This window comes from Rheinheimera sp., from assembly GCF_020217005.1.
Classification (GTDB): Bacteria; Pseudomonadota; Gammaproteobacteria; order Enterobacterales; family Alteromonadaceae; genus Pararheinheimera.
Map to the genome: position 1 here is coordinate 1 of NZ_JAIWOI010000115.1, position 14,559 is coordinate 14,559.

The 14,559-nt window shown below is 47.9% G+C and carries 12 protein-coding genes; 3 read left to right on the plus strand and 9 right to left on the minus strand.

What is annotated here, in order from left to right:
• The 3 genes from LDL40_RS05535 to LDL40_RS05545 all read right to left on the minus strand — a co-directional run.
• A partial coding sequence (locus LDL40_RS05535; RefSeq protein ID WP_300994187.1) for an Ig-like domain-containing protein occupies positions 1 to 3,243 on the minus strand: 3,243 nt, incomplete at its 3' end.
• A gap of 23 nt (positions 3,244 to 3,266) precedes the next feature.
• Complete coding sequence (locus LDL40_RS05540) at positions 3,267 to 4,430, minus strand: FecR family protein (RefSeq protein WP_300994189.1); 1,164 nt, start codon at positions 4,428 to 4,430, stop codon at positions 3,267 to 3,269.
• Entirely contained in the window at positions 4,420 to 5,706 is a 1,287-nt protein-coding gene (locus tag LDL40_RS05545; RefSeq protein ID WP_300994190.1) for a lipopolysaccharide assembly protein LapB, read from the minus strand. The genes LDL40_RS05540 and LDL40_RS05545 overlap by 11 nt, the downstream gene beginning before the upstream one ends.
• A 318-nt stretch (positions 5,707 to 6,024) precedes the next feature.
• Here LDL40_RS05545 and LDL40_RS05550 point away from each other — a divergent pair, with 318 nt between their 5' ends.
• On the plus strand, positions 6,025 to 7,527 hold the full coding sequence (locus tag LDL40_RS05550; protein ID WP_300994191.1) for a YifB family Mg chelatase-like AAA ATPase: 1,503 nt from the start codon (positions 6,025 to 6,027) through the stop codon (positions 7,525 to 7,527).
• On the opposite strand, the gene LDL40_RS05555 is transcribed toward LDL40_RS05550, so the two are convergent.
• Positions 7,505 to 8,689, minus strand: coding sequence for a Bcr/CflA family efflux MFS transporter (locus tag LDL40_RS05555; RefSeq protein ID WP_300994192.1), 1,185 nt, complete (start codon positions 8,687 to 8,689; stop codon positions 7,505 to 7,507). The two genes, LDL40_RS05550 and LDL40_RS05555, sit on opposite strands and share 23 nt — an antisense overlap.
• 143 nt (positions 8,690 to 8,832) lie before the next feature.
• Here LDL40_RS05555 and LDL40_RS05560 point away from each other — a divergent pair, with 143 nt between their 5' ends.
• A complete protein-coding gene (locus tag LDL40_RS05560) occupies positions 8,833 to 9,537 on the plus strand; it encodes an ABC transporter substrate-binding protein (RefSeq protein ID WP_300994193.1) in 705 nt (234 codons plus the stop codon).
• Here the strand turns inward: LDL40_RS05560 and LDL40_RS05565 are convergent.
• The gene (locus LDL40_RS05565) at positions 9,534 to 10,085 is read right to left on the minus strand and encodes a sugar O-acetyltransferase (RefSeq protein WP_300994194.1); all 552 of its coding nucleotides are present in this window, start codon (positions 10,083 to 10,085) and stop codon (positions 9,534 to 9,536) included. The genes LDL40_RS05560 and LDL40_RS05565 overlap by 4 nt on opposite strands.
• A 142-nt stretch (positions 10,086 to 10,227) precedes the next feature.
• Between LDL40_RS05565 and LDL40_RS05570 the strand changes: the two genes are divergently transcribed.
• Positions 10,228 to 10,905, plus strand: coding sequence for a DUF3334 family protein (locus LDL40_RS05570; RefSeq protein WP_300994195.1), 678 nt, complete (start codon positions 10,228 to 10,230; stop codon positions 10,903 to 10,905).
• 21 nt (positions 10,906 to 10,926) lie between these two features.
• On the opposite strand, the gene LDL40_RS05575 is transcribed toward LDL40_RS05570, so the two are convergent.
• From LDL40_RS05575 to LDL40_RS05590, 4 genes are all read right to left on the minus strand, one after another.
• Positions 10,927 to 12,132: an ATP-binding protein gene (locus LDL40_RS05575; protein ID WP_300994196.1), complete on the minus strand. Its 1,206-nt coding sequence runs from the start codon at positions 12,130 to 12,132 to the stop codon at positions 10,927 to 10,929.
• Between the two features lie 123 nt (positions 12,133 to 12,255).
• On the minus strand, positions 12,256 to 12,951 hold the full coding sequence (locus LDL40_RS05580) for a winged helix-turn-helix domain-containing protein (protein WP_300994197.1): 696 nt from the start codon (positions 12,949 to 12,951) through the stop codon (positions 12,256 to 12,258).
• Positions 12,951 to 13,325, minus strand: a complete 375-nt coding sequence (locus LDL40_RS05585; protein WP_300994198.1) for a DUF3019 domain-containing protein — start codon at positions 13,323 to 13,325, stop codon at positions 12,951 to 12,953. The genes LDL40_RS05580 and LDL40_RS05585 overlap by 1 nt, the downstream gene beginning before the upstream one ends.
• A gap of 14 nt (positions 13,326 to 13,339) precedes the next feature.
• Positions 13,340 to 14,221, minus strand: coding sequence for a MipA/OmpV family protein (locus LDL40_RS05590; protein WP_300994199.1), 882 nt, complete (start codon positions 14,219 to 14,221; stop codon positions 13,340 to 13,342).
• Positions 14,222 to 14,559: the final 338 nt, after the last annotated feature.

The window sequence follows — 14,559 nt, forward strand, 5'->3', positions numbered from 1 at the left end:
CATCAATTGCAGCGACAGCTCAGTTCCAGCGGCAAACGAATAGTCAGCCTTTACTTCTGTAACATCTCCGGTAAGAGCAGCTGTTACAGTGATCGTCAGCTGAGCTGTATCGGTCAGACTGCTATCATTATCTTCAGTGATCCGGACCATCAGACTGTAGCCAGGTGTAGTGCCTGCGTTAAGCGCTGCCGCGTTGGCTACTTTAATTTGCCCGGCGGAAGTCACGCTAAAAACGTCCCCGGTATTGCCGGATATTATCTCAAACTGATAACTACCGGGATCCGGGTCAACCACTGTCAAAGTTGCGACGGATTGCATATCCACATAATCATCTGAAATGGTTACTGAAGCGTCCATCAGAGCAGGCGCATCGTTCACCGGCAAAATAGACAAAGTCACCTGCGCCTCGTCACTTCTCCCATTCTGCGACAATCTGTAGATAAAAGAATCATTGCCTGAATAATTGGCTGCAGGCTGATAGCTGAAGGTACCGTCCGGATTCAGATTTAAGGTGCCATGTGCCGGCCCCTGAACCAAACTCACAGTTGCAGATTGGTTGGACTGAAGATTGTCATTTTGCAACAATGAATTGGCGCTGGTGACAGTCAGCAGGTTGTCTTCATTCACACTGAAGCTATCGGGATTCGCCTGAACATTAGTGATCACTCTGCGGACTGTCAGCTCTACCACAGCCTGATCTGACGCTGAGCCATTTGACGCCTGGTAAGTAAAACTGTCCGAACCAAAAAAAGCTGCAGTGGGAATATAAACAAAGCTACCATTCGCATTCAAACTTAACTGGCCGTTAGCAGGACCAGTGATCAGGCTGGCTGTCAGCTCAGCTCCCGACGATTCGAGGTCGTTGGCCAACACACCAGGTAGTACGGACAATATGCTGTCTTGATCCACTGTATATTGATCAGGGTTTGCTATAACCGAACCAGCGAAAATCTCTATCTGTAATATCGCCTGATCCACCAATCCATAACTATCCTGCACCTGGATTACTAAAGACTGTACAGTACCAGCTTGTTCTGCCATACGTGTTGCGTCAGCAACAGTTAATAACCCCTGTGTGGTCAGATTAAATAAGCCAAGCTCATTACCACTGATAATACTGAAGGAAGTTGTATCGTTCAGATCCGGGTCAATGGCAAACAGCTGAGTTAACTCATAGCCTTCAGGGTTATCATCAAAAATCTGTAAAGCCGCATCCTCCAGTACAGGAGCCTGAGCATCAGTGATCAGATTAATCACCACAGTAGCTGAGCCAGTCTCCCCTGCCGCATCTGTTACACGGACGCTAAAACTATCAGTACCATTCTCGGTTGGACCAGATGTGTAACTAAAACTACCATCAGCCGCCAAACTGACAGAGCCTTTAGTCGGAGCAGACAAAGGAGTGGTGAGCAAACGAAGTTCAGTGTCATCCACATCCATCGCATGAGCCAACAAACCAGGTGCAGCAATAGATAAAGTGACCCCCGGGTTAGCAGAATAGGCCTGATCCTGCAGCACTGGTGGGTCATTTTGTGGCAGCACGGTCAAAGCAACGCTGGCCTGACTGATTAACCCTCCTGAGTCTTTAATTTGATAACTGAAACTGTCGCTGCCAAAAAAATCCTGTCGCGGCAGATAACGAAAACTGCCATCAGACGACAGAATAAGTTCGCCGTTTTGCACTGAAGTCAGTAACTCAGGCACTAACTGCATTTTGTCACCGTCAGGATCATCGTCATTCAGTAATATGCCCGCAGCGTTAACCACTAAGGCCTGATCTTCCAATGTCTGATAACTGTCATTACGTGCAACTGGAGCGGCGTTTGGTAACTCAATACGCAAAGTGACCCGGGCTTGTGCAGCTCCACCTTGTTCATCTGTCACCTGATAAACAAAAGAATCTTCGCCGCTATAATCCTGTTCTGGGGTGTAAGAAAAAGCGCCATCCTGACTCAACTGCAGCTGCCCATGAGCTGGAGCTGTCACTTGCCTGACTTGCAATAAAGCGCTGTCAAGGTCCAGATCATTGACAAGTACCCCAGGAGAATCGACGCTCAGACCAGTATTGGCCGTCAGGTTATAGCTGTCATCCAATGCCAGCGGAATATCATTCACTGCCAACACCGTAAGGCTAACCTCGGCCTGAGCGACTAATCCTTTGTCATCTGTGATTTGGTAAATGAAACTGTCTGTGCCGGAAAAGTCCGTGGCGCCCTTATAGACAAAAGAACCATCCGGATCCAGAGTCACAGAGCCGTTATCAGGCGAACGCACTGGCTGGCTATCCAAAAAGAAACTGCGGCCGTCCGGGTGAGAGTCGTTGCCAAATAAAGACCCTCTGAGCTCTTCATCCTCATTCAGGCTAAATTGATCCGGCCTGGCAACTGGGGCAGAAAACTCCGGTGCTCCAACGGGTTGCACCAGGTGTTGTTCTGAAAACAGGCTTTCTCCTGAAGAGTCCACTCCTGTCACTAACAGAAAATAGCGTTTACTCGCCTCTGTCTGAGGTACAGAAAAACTATTTTGTGACAATGCTAAAAACTGCCGTCCCCCCGTCTTGCTCAGTACATTTTCCGGTGTAATACCAGGTTGTTCGGCGATATACAGGTTATAGCGCCGCGCATTTGTATTGGCAGTCCAGCTGACGTCCAGATTAGTCCCGGAGCGACTGGTGCTTACCCCTTCCACTGCTTGAGGTAACCACTCGATATCCCGTGCATCGAACAGCACGCGGTTGCCCAGCTGATCGTCCAGCCATAACTCCAACCTGAGCGACCCAGGAGTTACACCAAAATTACGAGGGTTCACTCCTGTTACCGTTTGGGAGAAAGCAGAGCCACAGGTCGCAGTGCATAAGACCAACGCCCGCTCACTGCCATTAAATCCAACCAAGACACGGGCAATACCATCCGGATCAGCTACATCTACGGCCAGGGTCAGGTTACCACTGATGCTTTCACCTGAACGTGGAAAACGATAATTTGCTGTGGCATTACTCACGGCCCTATTTTGCACCCTGTTGGCTTGCAAAGCTGAACCAGAGGCCAGTTGAGCATACCCAAAAGCCACCATCTGCCCCGGACTCACCTGGCCTGAGCCTGATGGCGGAGGAACAGGTGGCTGCTCAGCCACAGGTAGATCGGCTCCGCCCTCCGCCGCGGAACCTCCACAAGCGGTTTGAAACAGGCAGACGGTCAACAGAAAACCGCATTGCATCAGGCGGCGAAACCGAATCAGGGCCATAAGATTCATCCTTTATCGCTACGCTATTTGATCAAAAAAACCCCACCTGCTGTGGTGGTAGGGTTAGCTGTTTCACTAAGCACAAACTGGCCGAGGATTTGATCAATACCGTCAACAAAAAGCGTGTCTATCTGGCCTTGAGCTCTGTTGTTACCATGGCTGGCAAAATTCACTCCTAACTCCAGTTGGTCAACGTTGACCAGACCATTAAAAGCTGCAAACCACTCACCACCAGCATCATTAAAAGACAGCTCACCTTGTGGCACTGTACCGTTATCAAAATCTATCGTCAGACTCACCTGAAAATCTGACACTGGTCCCGCTGTGCTCTGCACACTAAACTGTTCAAGATTATTGTACTGGTAGCTGCCAGAGCGGGCGGCAATTAACTCTGCCACAGGCCTCTGACTGTTGCTGCCCTGATAAGCCTGTTCTGCAATAAAAGATGTGTCTTGCCCTGCCTGCGAGGATAAACCTGAGGTCGAATCGGAAAAGTACGTGCCTGATGAAGAGTCAACCACGCTGCCTGCGCTGTTACTATTTCCGCTTATTCCAGTAGATTGGCCCGAAAATGCCGCTGGCGGGGTCAGCAAAGGTGTGACCTGACCGCTTTGGCTAATTTGAGCAAATGATGCACTTTGCCCCTTGCCAAAAGTTACATTCTCTACCTGGCCATCTGATCGGGTAATTTGTAACTCAATCTGACCATCCCACACGCCTACTAGCATGATTTCATTGATATAAGATAATTGAAAGGTCGTTCCCCTGATGCCTATGCTACCCACAGGAGTTTTCAATTGATAATTGCCGGCATCTCCCTTAATTGAGCCGGTCACTGTGCGCAAGCCACCTTTCACCAGTTCCATCACTACAGATCCTTGCTGATTGCCATCACCAAGCTTGTACTCTGAGATCAAAAGTTCGGTTTCACTTTGTAAAGCCAGTAAAGCGCCATCCGTCATCCTGAACTGAGCCTGACTTTGTGCACCTGTCCTGACCTGATCCACCGAAAACACTGGTGCTTTGCGGCTCAGGTCGCGACTTTGCTGAGTATCAGTCGCAATGGCTACTACGCTACCTCTGGCCATTAGCGTCAAACCAGCATTTGATGTGTCGTTTTGTGCGTAAATGCTGTGGCTGAATTGTGCCAGTCCGATGATCAGTGCAAGACTCAGGTTAGAACGCATAGCTGGCTCCTAGTACACATTCGGTGCGGTCATATTGGTACAAAGTGATGGGACTGTTCTTGTCGGTGTAACTGCATTTGAATTCGGTGCTCACAGCGGCGGAGTGCTGCCAGATCCAACTGCCTGTGAATAAAAACAAGCGTTCGTCCCTGACCACTCTGAACAGAGGATGAGGAGATTTGTATTTGATATCCTGCAACTCGGCTCGGGCCACGAACAGATGCGCAGTGCTGACAAGCCAAATGTTGCTGTAGCTGAACGAGCTGATATCTCTGCTGTTGTAATCTGCACTGTCCAGACGACTGCGTTCAGCAGAAAAACTCAGACTGGCCTGATTGATCCATCTCTGGCTTTTTCGCTCCCATGACACTGACAAGCTTTGTAAGGTCAGATTCAGTCTGTCGTCTAGTCTGTTATCTGAACGACCCGAGGTCCACTGCGCGCCAACAGTATGAACTGCGTTTAGCTGATAGTGAGCACTGATTAGCCCTCCCCAGTCGTTACGATACCATTGGCCGCCCAAACGCAGCGGCCTGCTATAAGCTTTCAGGCTATAACTGTATTGCTGATAATCAGCCTCGTAGCCCAGACGGGCGGCCAGAGACTGCCTGTCAAACTCAGAGAGCTGGTGAAAGACAGTAGTGTCCAGCTGAATATCTGCTAACCAGGCAGAGCGCTGATCCTGTTGCCAGCGCCCATCAAAGCTATAGGCCAATTGGTGAAAATAATCTTGGCTGGCTTTGCTTTGTGGAAACACATCTATTTCCCCTAAAGAGGGAATGAAAATTCTATCCTCAGCGGTCCCACTATTGACATTGTTATCCCGGCCTAAGCCATATTTGAACTTGTGTCTTTGATGACCCTTGAGCTTGTTTTCTGCCGCTGTCGTCGCTCGCCGCAACTGTGCGACAGGCTCCGCCAAATGAGCCAGTTGTTGCTGCTCTAATATGCTAATCTGCTGCAAAGCAGCCGGATAATTTTTTGTTTTGTAATAAGCATGAGCCAGGCTAAAACGGGCTTGCAGCCACAAAGGTTTGTCAGCCACGACCCGTTCCAGTGCAAAGATGGCTCTGTCGTTTTGTCCAACCTGAAGTGCAATCTGGCCATACGCCATATCAAAATCAGCATCTCCCGCCCATTCATCTTCTAATGTTTCAGCCAATTGATAAGCCTGCTGTAGCTGGCCGCTTTGCACTAACTGAATAAATCTGTTTTTGGGCTGAGACTCAGCAGAACTCGCAGCCCAAAGCTGAAATGGAGCAGTGATAAAGACCATCACTACAAATAGCTGCAGTAAGGACCGTAAAGGCTTTTTTATTTTTTGTCTCCCCGCTCGCCACACGGCAACCTCTTTTGCTTATAAAACTCATACAGCATGAGGGTTCAGGCTGCTGGTTTATTTTTTATCATTGTTAGAGGAATAGCAGGAAATCCCAAAAAGGAAAATGAATAATCTGTAAAAACATGTGTGTCGCCACAACTTTGCGTTATGAATGCGATACAACAATCAACAAGTTTAGTAATTGAGTGTCCATACTGGCGAATTGACAATCCAAGGTTAAAATTAAGTAAACAAAATATCCGAGGATGGGTTATGGCTCTGGCCCTGGTTCACAGCAGAGCGCGTTGTGGTTTGTATGCGCCTCTGGTGACAGTTGAAGTGCATTTAAGTCGTGGTTTACCCGGTTTTCAGCTGGTTGGCTTACCAGAAACCTCTGTCAAAGAAGCAAAAGACAGAGTACGTAGTGCGTTGATTAACAGCGGCTTTGAGTTTCCGGATCATCGAATCACAGTTAACCTGGCTCCGGCAGATTTACCCAAAGAAGGTGGCCGTTTTGATTTGGCTATTGCACTGGGCATACTGCATGCCAGTGGGCAGTTACAGGCTGATCTATCTGATTATGAGTTTTTTGGTGAGTTGGCCTTATCCGGAGAAATTCGCAGCATAGTTGGGGAATTACCTTTAGCTTTGGCTTGTAAAATGGCAGAGCATACAGCGGTATTCCCGCTACTTAATGCGATTCAAGCTCAGCAGGTGCCGGATATCAAGCTTTGTGGTGCAGAACACCTGTTGCAGGTGCATGCTTTTTTATTACAGCATCAAGCCTTACCTGCTATTCCGGCCATCCCAGAATCCGCACCGGAATTGCAGCCGGATCTGGCCGAAGTCAGAGGCCAGGCTCAGGCAAAACGGGTGTTAGAAATCGCAGCAGCGGGCGAACATAATATGTTGATGTTTGGACCTGCTGGTACTGGTAAATCTATGTTGGCGCAGCGTTTAGCCGGGATTCTGCCTGCATTGAATGAACAGGAAGCTCTGGAAACTGCGGCTATTTACTCTGTAGCAGCCCAGCCCAGGCCCTTGCAGCAATGGCATCAGCGCCCATTTCGCCAGCCACATCACACCTGTTCCGCTATAGCTTTAGTTGGAGGAGGCTCTGTACCTCGTCCTGGCGAGATATCACTGGCGCACAGCGGCGTGTTGTTCCTGGATGAAGTGCCGGAGTTTCCCCGCCCTGTACTGGAGTCCCTGCGGCAACCTCTGGAGACGGGCAAAGTGTTTATTTCCAGAGCAGCCCGGCAAGCCGAGTTTCCAGCCAGTTTTCAGTTGGTGGTCGCACTAAATCCTAGTCCTTCCGGCCATCATAAAGATGGGCGCTCCAGCCCGGAACAAATCCGTCGTTATTTAAGTCGCTTGTCCGGCCCCTTGCTGGACAGAATCGAGTTACAGGTTGAAGTGCCTCTATTGCCAAAAGGCAGTTTAAGCCAGACTCAGACTGAAGAATGCAGTGCAGCTGTAAAACAAAGAGTCTCAGCAGCCCGCATGTTGCAATGGCATCGGCAGGGGAAAGCCAATGCAAGACTAAACCTTACAGAAATGCAGCAATATTGCCAGCTCAGCAGTGCAGACGCCGCCTATTTTGAACATTGTCTGACTCAACTAAAACTGTCTGCCCGCAGCTATCACAAGTTATTAAAAGTAGCGCGAACTCTGGCTGATTTGGCGGCTCGTCCCCAGATAGACCGCAGCGATTTGCTCGAAGCTCTGAGCTATAGAGCCTTCGATCGCCTGCTCAACTATTTACAGTCGGCTTAAGCTGCAAAATGCCGATAAGCTGACTCAACGCGATAGCAAGTACACCGCCTAACATGAGCAGAGAAAAGGGTAAAGCAGTGCCAGTGTAAGCCAAAGCCAGCAAAGGACCTGCCAAAGCGCCGCTACCAAAACGCAAAGTCCCAATCACAGCCGTCGCAGTGCCACTATGTTCAGGGAAACGCATTAAAATCATTGCGTCAGCGTTGGTTGCAATTAAACCTAAACTTGCCATTAAAGGCGCAATACTCAGCACAGTGAACAGCAATTCCAGCTCCAACCCATTGACCAGACACAGCAAGGTGGCACTGGTTAAAGCTAATACCAACCCGAGATTCAGCATTCGCTGTGGCCCCACCTGACTGACTAGCCTGCTATTGCAAAAGTTAGCTAACATCAACATGCCAACATTGAGCGCAAACAACAGACTGAAGAGCTGCTCATTGACTCCAAAATACTCAATATAAACAAAAGGAACTGCGGTCAGAAAACAGAAGAATGCGAAAGATGCAAACATAGAAGTCGCTATTTGTGGTCGTGCAGCCAGATTAGAAAACACAAAGCGGTATCCTGCCAGCAGCTCCAGTTTACGCCCCTTCACTACAGGCACTGGATCAGGTAAAAACCTCCAGGTCAGCAGCAAAATCAATGACGAATACAAAGCTAGTACCAGAAATATATCCTGCCAATGCCCGATCCATAGCACTGCACTGCCAATAGCAGGAGCGATCAAAGGCGCCATCATCATAATCATCGACACATAAGACATGCCTTTGGCAGTATGTTCCTGATACAAAGCTCGGATAATACCTGGTACCACCACAGTAGCAGCACTACCAGCAAAAGCCTGTGCAGCTCGCAAGGCCAATAACCCTTCCGGATCCTGACAAAACACCAGAGCATAACTAGCCAGACTAAAAAACAATAGTCCGGCTAAAGCCAAAGGCCGACGCCCCACCGCATCAGCCAGAGGTCCAAATAACAGCATGCCCACACCATAAGCAGCCAGATAAATACTCAACGACTGTTGAATCACCCCAATGTCAGTGCCCAACTCTTTCGCCATCAAAGGCATAGCGGGTAAATACATGTCTATCGCTAAAGGAGTAATAGCTATGATGCTGGCGAGCAGCAGCAATAGACCAAAAGATACTGTTTTACTCATGATGAAATCCTGGCAGGAAGAAGTCAGATCATAACTGATTGAGGCAAAAAATATCCTACCCATAGTCGTAAAATTTGCGACACTGGTCCTGAACTATGTTAAAACAACACAGTTTAGCTGCCGCTCGTATTGCCGGAGTTCTTATGAAACAGCTCATTCTCTTGATTAGTTTTTGGTGTTTATTGGCTCAAGCAGCACCGATCAAAGTTGGATTACATGACTCGGCTCCCTGGGCTTATCGGAATGCACAGGGAGAAATCACCGGGCTGGATTATGATATTGTCAAAACTATTTTGCAGCGAGAAGGAATCGAAGCTGAATTCGAACTCTATAGCTACAGCCGTTTACTGAAACTCTTCTCAGAACATAAACTGGATATAGCCAGCCCGGTTGCAGTGCCTTACCCTGGTGCTTTTTACAGTCAGCCGTACTTTACTGTACTGGATGTTGTGGTTAGTAAAAGCGGTAGCCCTCTGAACATCACCACACTGGAAGATTTAAAAGACAAAACCGTAGTGGCATACCAACAGGCCAGCGAAGTCTTAGGACCTGATTTCGCAGCAGTGATCAAAAAAGCTCATTATCTGGAAGAAGCCGACCGGCAAAAGCAATTTGAGCTACTGATGAATAACAGGGTGCAACTGATGGTAGGTGATGAGAAGGTACTGGCCTATTATGCGGAAAAAAATTATGGTCCGGGCAGCATACAGATCCAGAAGATTTTTCCATCCGTCGATTATCCTGCCGCCTTTTGGAGCGCTGAGTTGCAGGCAAAGTTTAACTCAGGCCTGCTTCATCTGACTGAATCAGGTGAATTTCAGCAACTTCATGCGAAAAAAAGACTTTAGCCCAATGTCTTTATCGTCTGCGCCGGATTACCTGCCACCACGACATGAGCAGCTACATCTTTTGTCACTACAGCCCCTGCTGCTATAACTGCACCTTCTCCTATATTGACACCGGGCAAAATTATAGCACCCCCTCCTATCCACACTGAATTGCCGATAGTGACGGCATGGCCTTGCTCCAGCCCTGCTTTGCGTAGCACTGCGTCCAGAGGATGAGTCACAGTGTAGATCTGTACCCCAGGTCCAAGTAACACATCGTCACCAATACTGACTTTTCCTGCATCCAAAATGACACAGTTATGGTTGGCATAAAAATTCTGTCCAAGTTCTATGTTATATCCATAATCACAGAAAAAATGGGGCTCGATATAGCAGCTGCCTACTTTACCAAAAAGCTGACTTGCCAGCTGTTGATGAGCTTTAAAAGGCAAAGGCCCTTGTTGATTCATCTGTTGGCATAGCGCCTTTGCCTGTTTCCGCTGCAGAGCCAGACTTTTGTCTGCTGGATTAAACCATAACGCTGCTGCCATTTTTTCTTGTTCAGTCATCTATCCCGGCCCTTGTTTAATTTATGCATCAGATGATCAGGTACGCCTGATCGTTAACATAAAGCCTCAGGCTTTTTATAGTGTTATGCGTTGGAATAGAGATATACTAAGGTTAATGTTGTCGCTTAGCCGGGTTTATGAGATGAAAAAAACTAAAGTAATTACTACAGAAGAAATATTGCTCACCCTTTGTCATTCCGTGACTCAGGTTTTAGCTGCTGCTGGCAACGATAAAGTTGCTTATTCTCCTATGGTACAAAAAATCCAGAAGACCTGCTTACGTCCTGATCTGGGCTGTTTTGTATTGTTTGATGGTGGTTTTTCTGGGTTGGTCATCATCAACTTCACCTCACAGGCTGCTATGGAGATTTACCGTAAATACATGATGAGTATGGGAATGCCCGAATCTGAACTGGCTAACTTCCATACCTCTGACGAAGTGGGTAACGTGATGGGCGAGCTGATGAATCAAATAGTCGGCGACTTTACCAACAGAGTCAGAATGGAGCTGCAAACCTCTATTAATCAGAGCCAACCTAAAATGATGGCGATTAATAAACAAGTGCAAATTATGATCAACACCCAGCTGGACCAGCCTCAGGCACGCCGGGTCACTTTTAGCACACCAAACCACGCTATTTTCTACATGGAACTGTCGATGGATAAAACTGAGTTTATCCAGTTGCATGATTTTAGCCCGGTGCAGGATGAAAATCCGGACGACATTATCGCCAATACAAACGCGACGGACGCCGAACCCGTAGAAGTGATGACATCTGCTGACGTGGATGATGATTTCCTGAAAGATCTGGGTCTTTAAAAGCGTTTTGCTGCCGTTCGTTTATGGAACTAACGGCAGTTTTATTCTGAAGCTTGCTCCACCTGCCTGACTTTCCCCGACTGACAAACTGGCTTTGTGCCACTCCAGCACACGACAAACAATAGCCAGGCCCAGACCAAAACCGCCAAAACCTTTTTGTCGGCTGGGATCTAAACGGACAAAAGGTTTAAGCACTTCAGCTCTTAGCTCCGGAGCTATCCCAGGGCCATCATCTTCAACCCAAATTTCGACAGCCTCTGTACCGGAATGCAGTGTTAACACAACCTTGTTGCTGGCAAATCTTTTGGCGTTAACCAGCAGATTCTGCACTGCTCTTTCCAGATAATGGCCGTCGCAGACATAAACACAGCATTGTTTCACCTGCAATTCGATAGCGGCCCCAGGCAAAGCAGATAGCTTTTCAACCAAATTCTGTAGCAACTCCGACAGATCCACGTGCTGCAACTTCAATTGAGGTTCAGTGGATTCCAGCCTGGCATAATCCAACATCTCATCAACCAGTTGCTCCAGCTCTTTGACATCATTGAGCATTAATTGTTTTTCCTCAGCAGGTAAAGCGGACAGTTCCAGCGCAAAACTTAACCTGGCTAACGGAGTGCGAAGTTCATGCGAAACAGCCTGAGTCATTTCACGTTGTAATCCGAGCAAACGTTGAATTTGTTGCCGCATTTGTTCAAAACTAGCTGCTATAGGGGCAATAAAAGAGCGTACAGGCACAGTAGCTGTGGCCTTTGGATCTGACAATTGTTGTTTCAGCTTTTGAATATCGCGGGCAACTGGCCAAAGCCATAACCAGACCGCCACAGCCAGCAGCCCCAGAAACAGCAAACTGAACCAGTACGAGGGCACTGTATTTTCAGCTAGATCAGCAGGTCCAAGTTGCCATAAGTTGCCCTGTTGCATGGCGTAAAAAAACACCTGATCCCGCGTAAATAAAGGTACCACCTGACCTGCTTTCAAGGCCGCCAGCTCAGTTTCAGACCATAAAATGCTGCCAGCGGGCAGCAAAGTCGCTGCTAAATCAGAAGACAACTTAGCCGCAGGTAAAGCCTGAGTACTCAATTGTCCTGCCAGATTATCGGCGACTAACAGCACCCAGGGGGGCACCTCACTTTGAGTTTCCTGCCAGAGTCGCTCTACAGTCCAGCCAACTCCGACCAACACCAAAGATATAAAGAGGTAAAAATGCAGAAATAATCTGGACACTAACTCAACCCGAAGTAAAGCCTGTGGTTAGGCTTAAATCTCAAATCGGCATAAGACTGCAATTGCGTGGTAACACAGCGAAAACACCATCGCCACGACGTAATAAGTTGAGTCTTCAGAACTTTAATCATTCCAGGCATCAGCCACAAACAAATAACCTTTGCCCCAGACTGTTTTAATGCGGAAAGGCGTTTCGGCATTGTCATTCAGTTTGCGGCGTAAATGCGACACCCGGACATCGACAGTACGATCCAGACCATCGTACTCACGCCCAATAATTTGTTTATGGATAGCTTCACGTTTTACAGTTTGACCCGCATGTTTGGCTAACATCCACAACAAATCAAATTCATAACTGGTCAATTCCACCAATTGCCCACCAAAATGAGCTTCTCTGGCGCTGTTATTCAGCGTCAACTGACCAAAGCTGAGTTCCTGATTATCAGACTTAGGCGCCGGGCTACCGCGTCTTAATAAGGCATGTACTCTGGCCAGCAGTACGCGGGGCTCCACAGGTTTAATCACATAATCATCAGCACCAAGCTCTAAACCCAGGACCTGATCAATATCCCCCTGTTTGGCTGTTAGCATCAAAATAGGAGCAGTAAACCAGGGACGCACGGTACGACAAATGGTGAAACCATCCATACCTGGTAACATCAGATCCAGGATCATCAGATCTGGCTGCCAGGTCTGACAAATCGCAGGAACTGTATCACCACGACTTTCCAGCCGGACTTCAAAGCCTTGCTGCTGCAGGAAATTTTGCACTAAGGCAGCCAAACGGGCATCGTCTTCAACCAATAAGATTTTTTGCATTAAAACACACTCCAGGGCGCCACCAGGCGTCTTCTTTTTTCCGGCTGGCGACTTAATACAATTAACTCTTTTTGTAACAACACGTGGTTGTCATTTTGCAATCTGACTTCCGTCTTTCCCGACCAGCTTAAAAACTGCTGCCACTGCCCCTGTTGCGCCTGACTCCAGCACTGCATTTGCTGCTGAGCAAAATACAGGCATAGATTTTGTGCCTTGTCGCTGCGCCAACTAACACTGAGCTGTGCTTCACAGCTTTGCTCCGGCGTTGCAGCAACACAAAAAGCCGGACTCACCGACCAGCATAGTTCAGCCTCGCACTCAGAGGGTTGGGCGTTTGCCAGCAACAAATTACCAGCGAATAACAGCCCTAACATTCCCTATCCTTGCTTCAATAAAAACGATAACTCATACCTACAAACCAGGTCTGCACTGAATCGTCCTTCACTAAAGGACTATCGGTCATAGCACCATCCAAATGCAGATATCTATAAAAAGTCAGTAATGACCAGCGAGACGTCAGAGCTTTTTGCCAGCCTAACCTTAGTTCGGGTTGCCAACTGTCACGGCCTTTATATCTTTCCAGATAATACAGCTCATCTTCCCCAACGCCATAATAGGTATCTATTAGTTTAGAGCTTTTCCAATACAGTGTTGTCGTCAGGTCGAACTTGCCTCCGGCCAAAGGCCAGTAACCTGACCAGCTCCAGCTCGCATTCTGGCCATTGTATTTCGAATTGACGTCCTGCCAAAGATTCACCCTGCTTTGCCACTGTTCACCAAACCAGTTTAGCTGTAATCCGGCATCCAAAGCTGTAGGTCGCTTTTTCACATGTCCAATGGACACATTACTCATCGTCTTTTCTGAGCCTGTTTCAACGGCTGGAGGTAACAGTGCGCTCGAACCGCTCATCGTAATCACGTTACCGGCAAACCAGCGCTGAAAATAACCTTTTTCCGAATTTAACCGGGTCACCAGACTGACAGCAAATTGCTCGTTCTGCACCAGGCTGTAACCAAAAGTTCCATTGTCGACAAACCAGGTATCAGTGTAATAACTGAAATCCGGCAAAATCAGCATCGGAAAACTTTTACCATCATACAGAGGGTTGCTACGTTGACCTGCCCCCACAGCAACAGACAACTGAAATTGTTCAGCCCCTACACAAGTTTCCTCGCCTGTGGCGCATGCCCAGGCGGCACCGCAGCCACTGAGAAAGATGACAAAAAGCCACACTACTAATTTCATCGACAGGTCACCCAATCTATTCATGCGCATACTCTAGCAGTTAATGCAAAACAGCTTAAGTAAAGTTAACAACTTCACACAAATTGGCGCGTAGGGTCACAGCACTATAGTGCCGGACGACCAGGATCTATTACTAAGAAATATACGTATTTAAATCCGCTTATCAGCTAAGTTTGGCCTCCAGTGAAAAGGATCCAACAAGGCAATTTAATGCTATGATGCCTGCCATCAATGCGCGCAGTACCACTCTTAAAAACCGGGAACCGGAGCTGCGGCAAGGCGACAAGAGATAGAGACCCCAAGAGCATAGTCATTCTATGTGATTGGGGCTATAGAGCGCAGTCAACGCAGCTGCAGCTTCA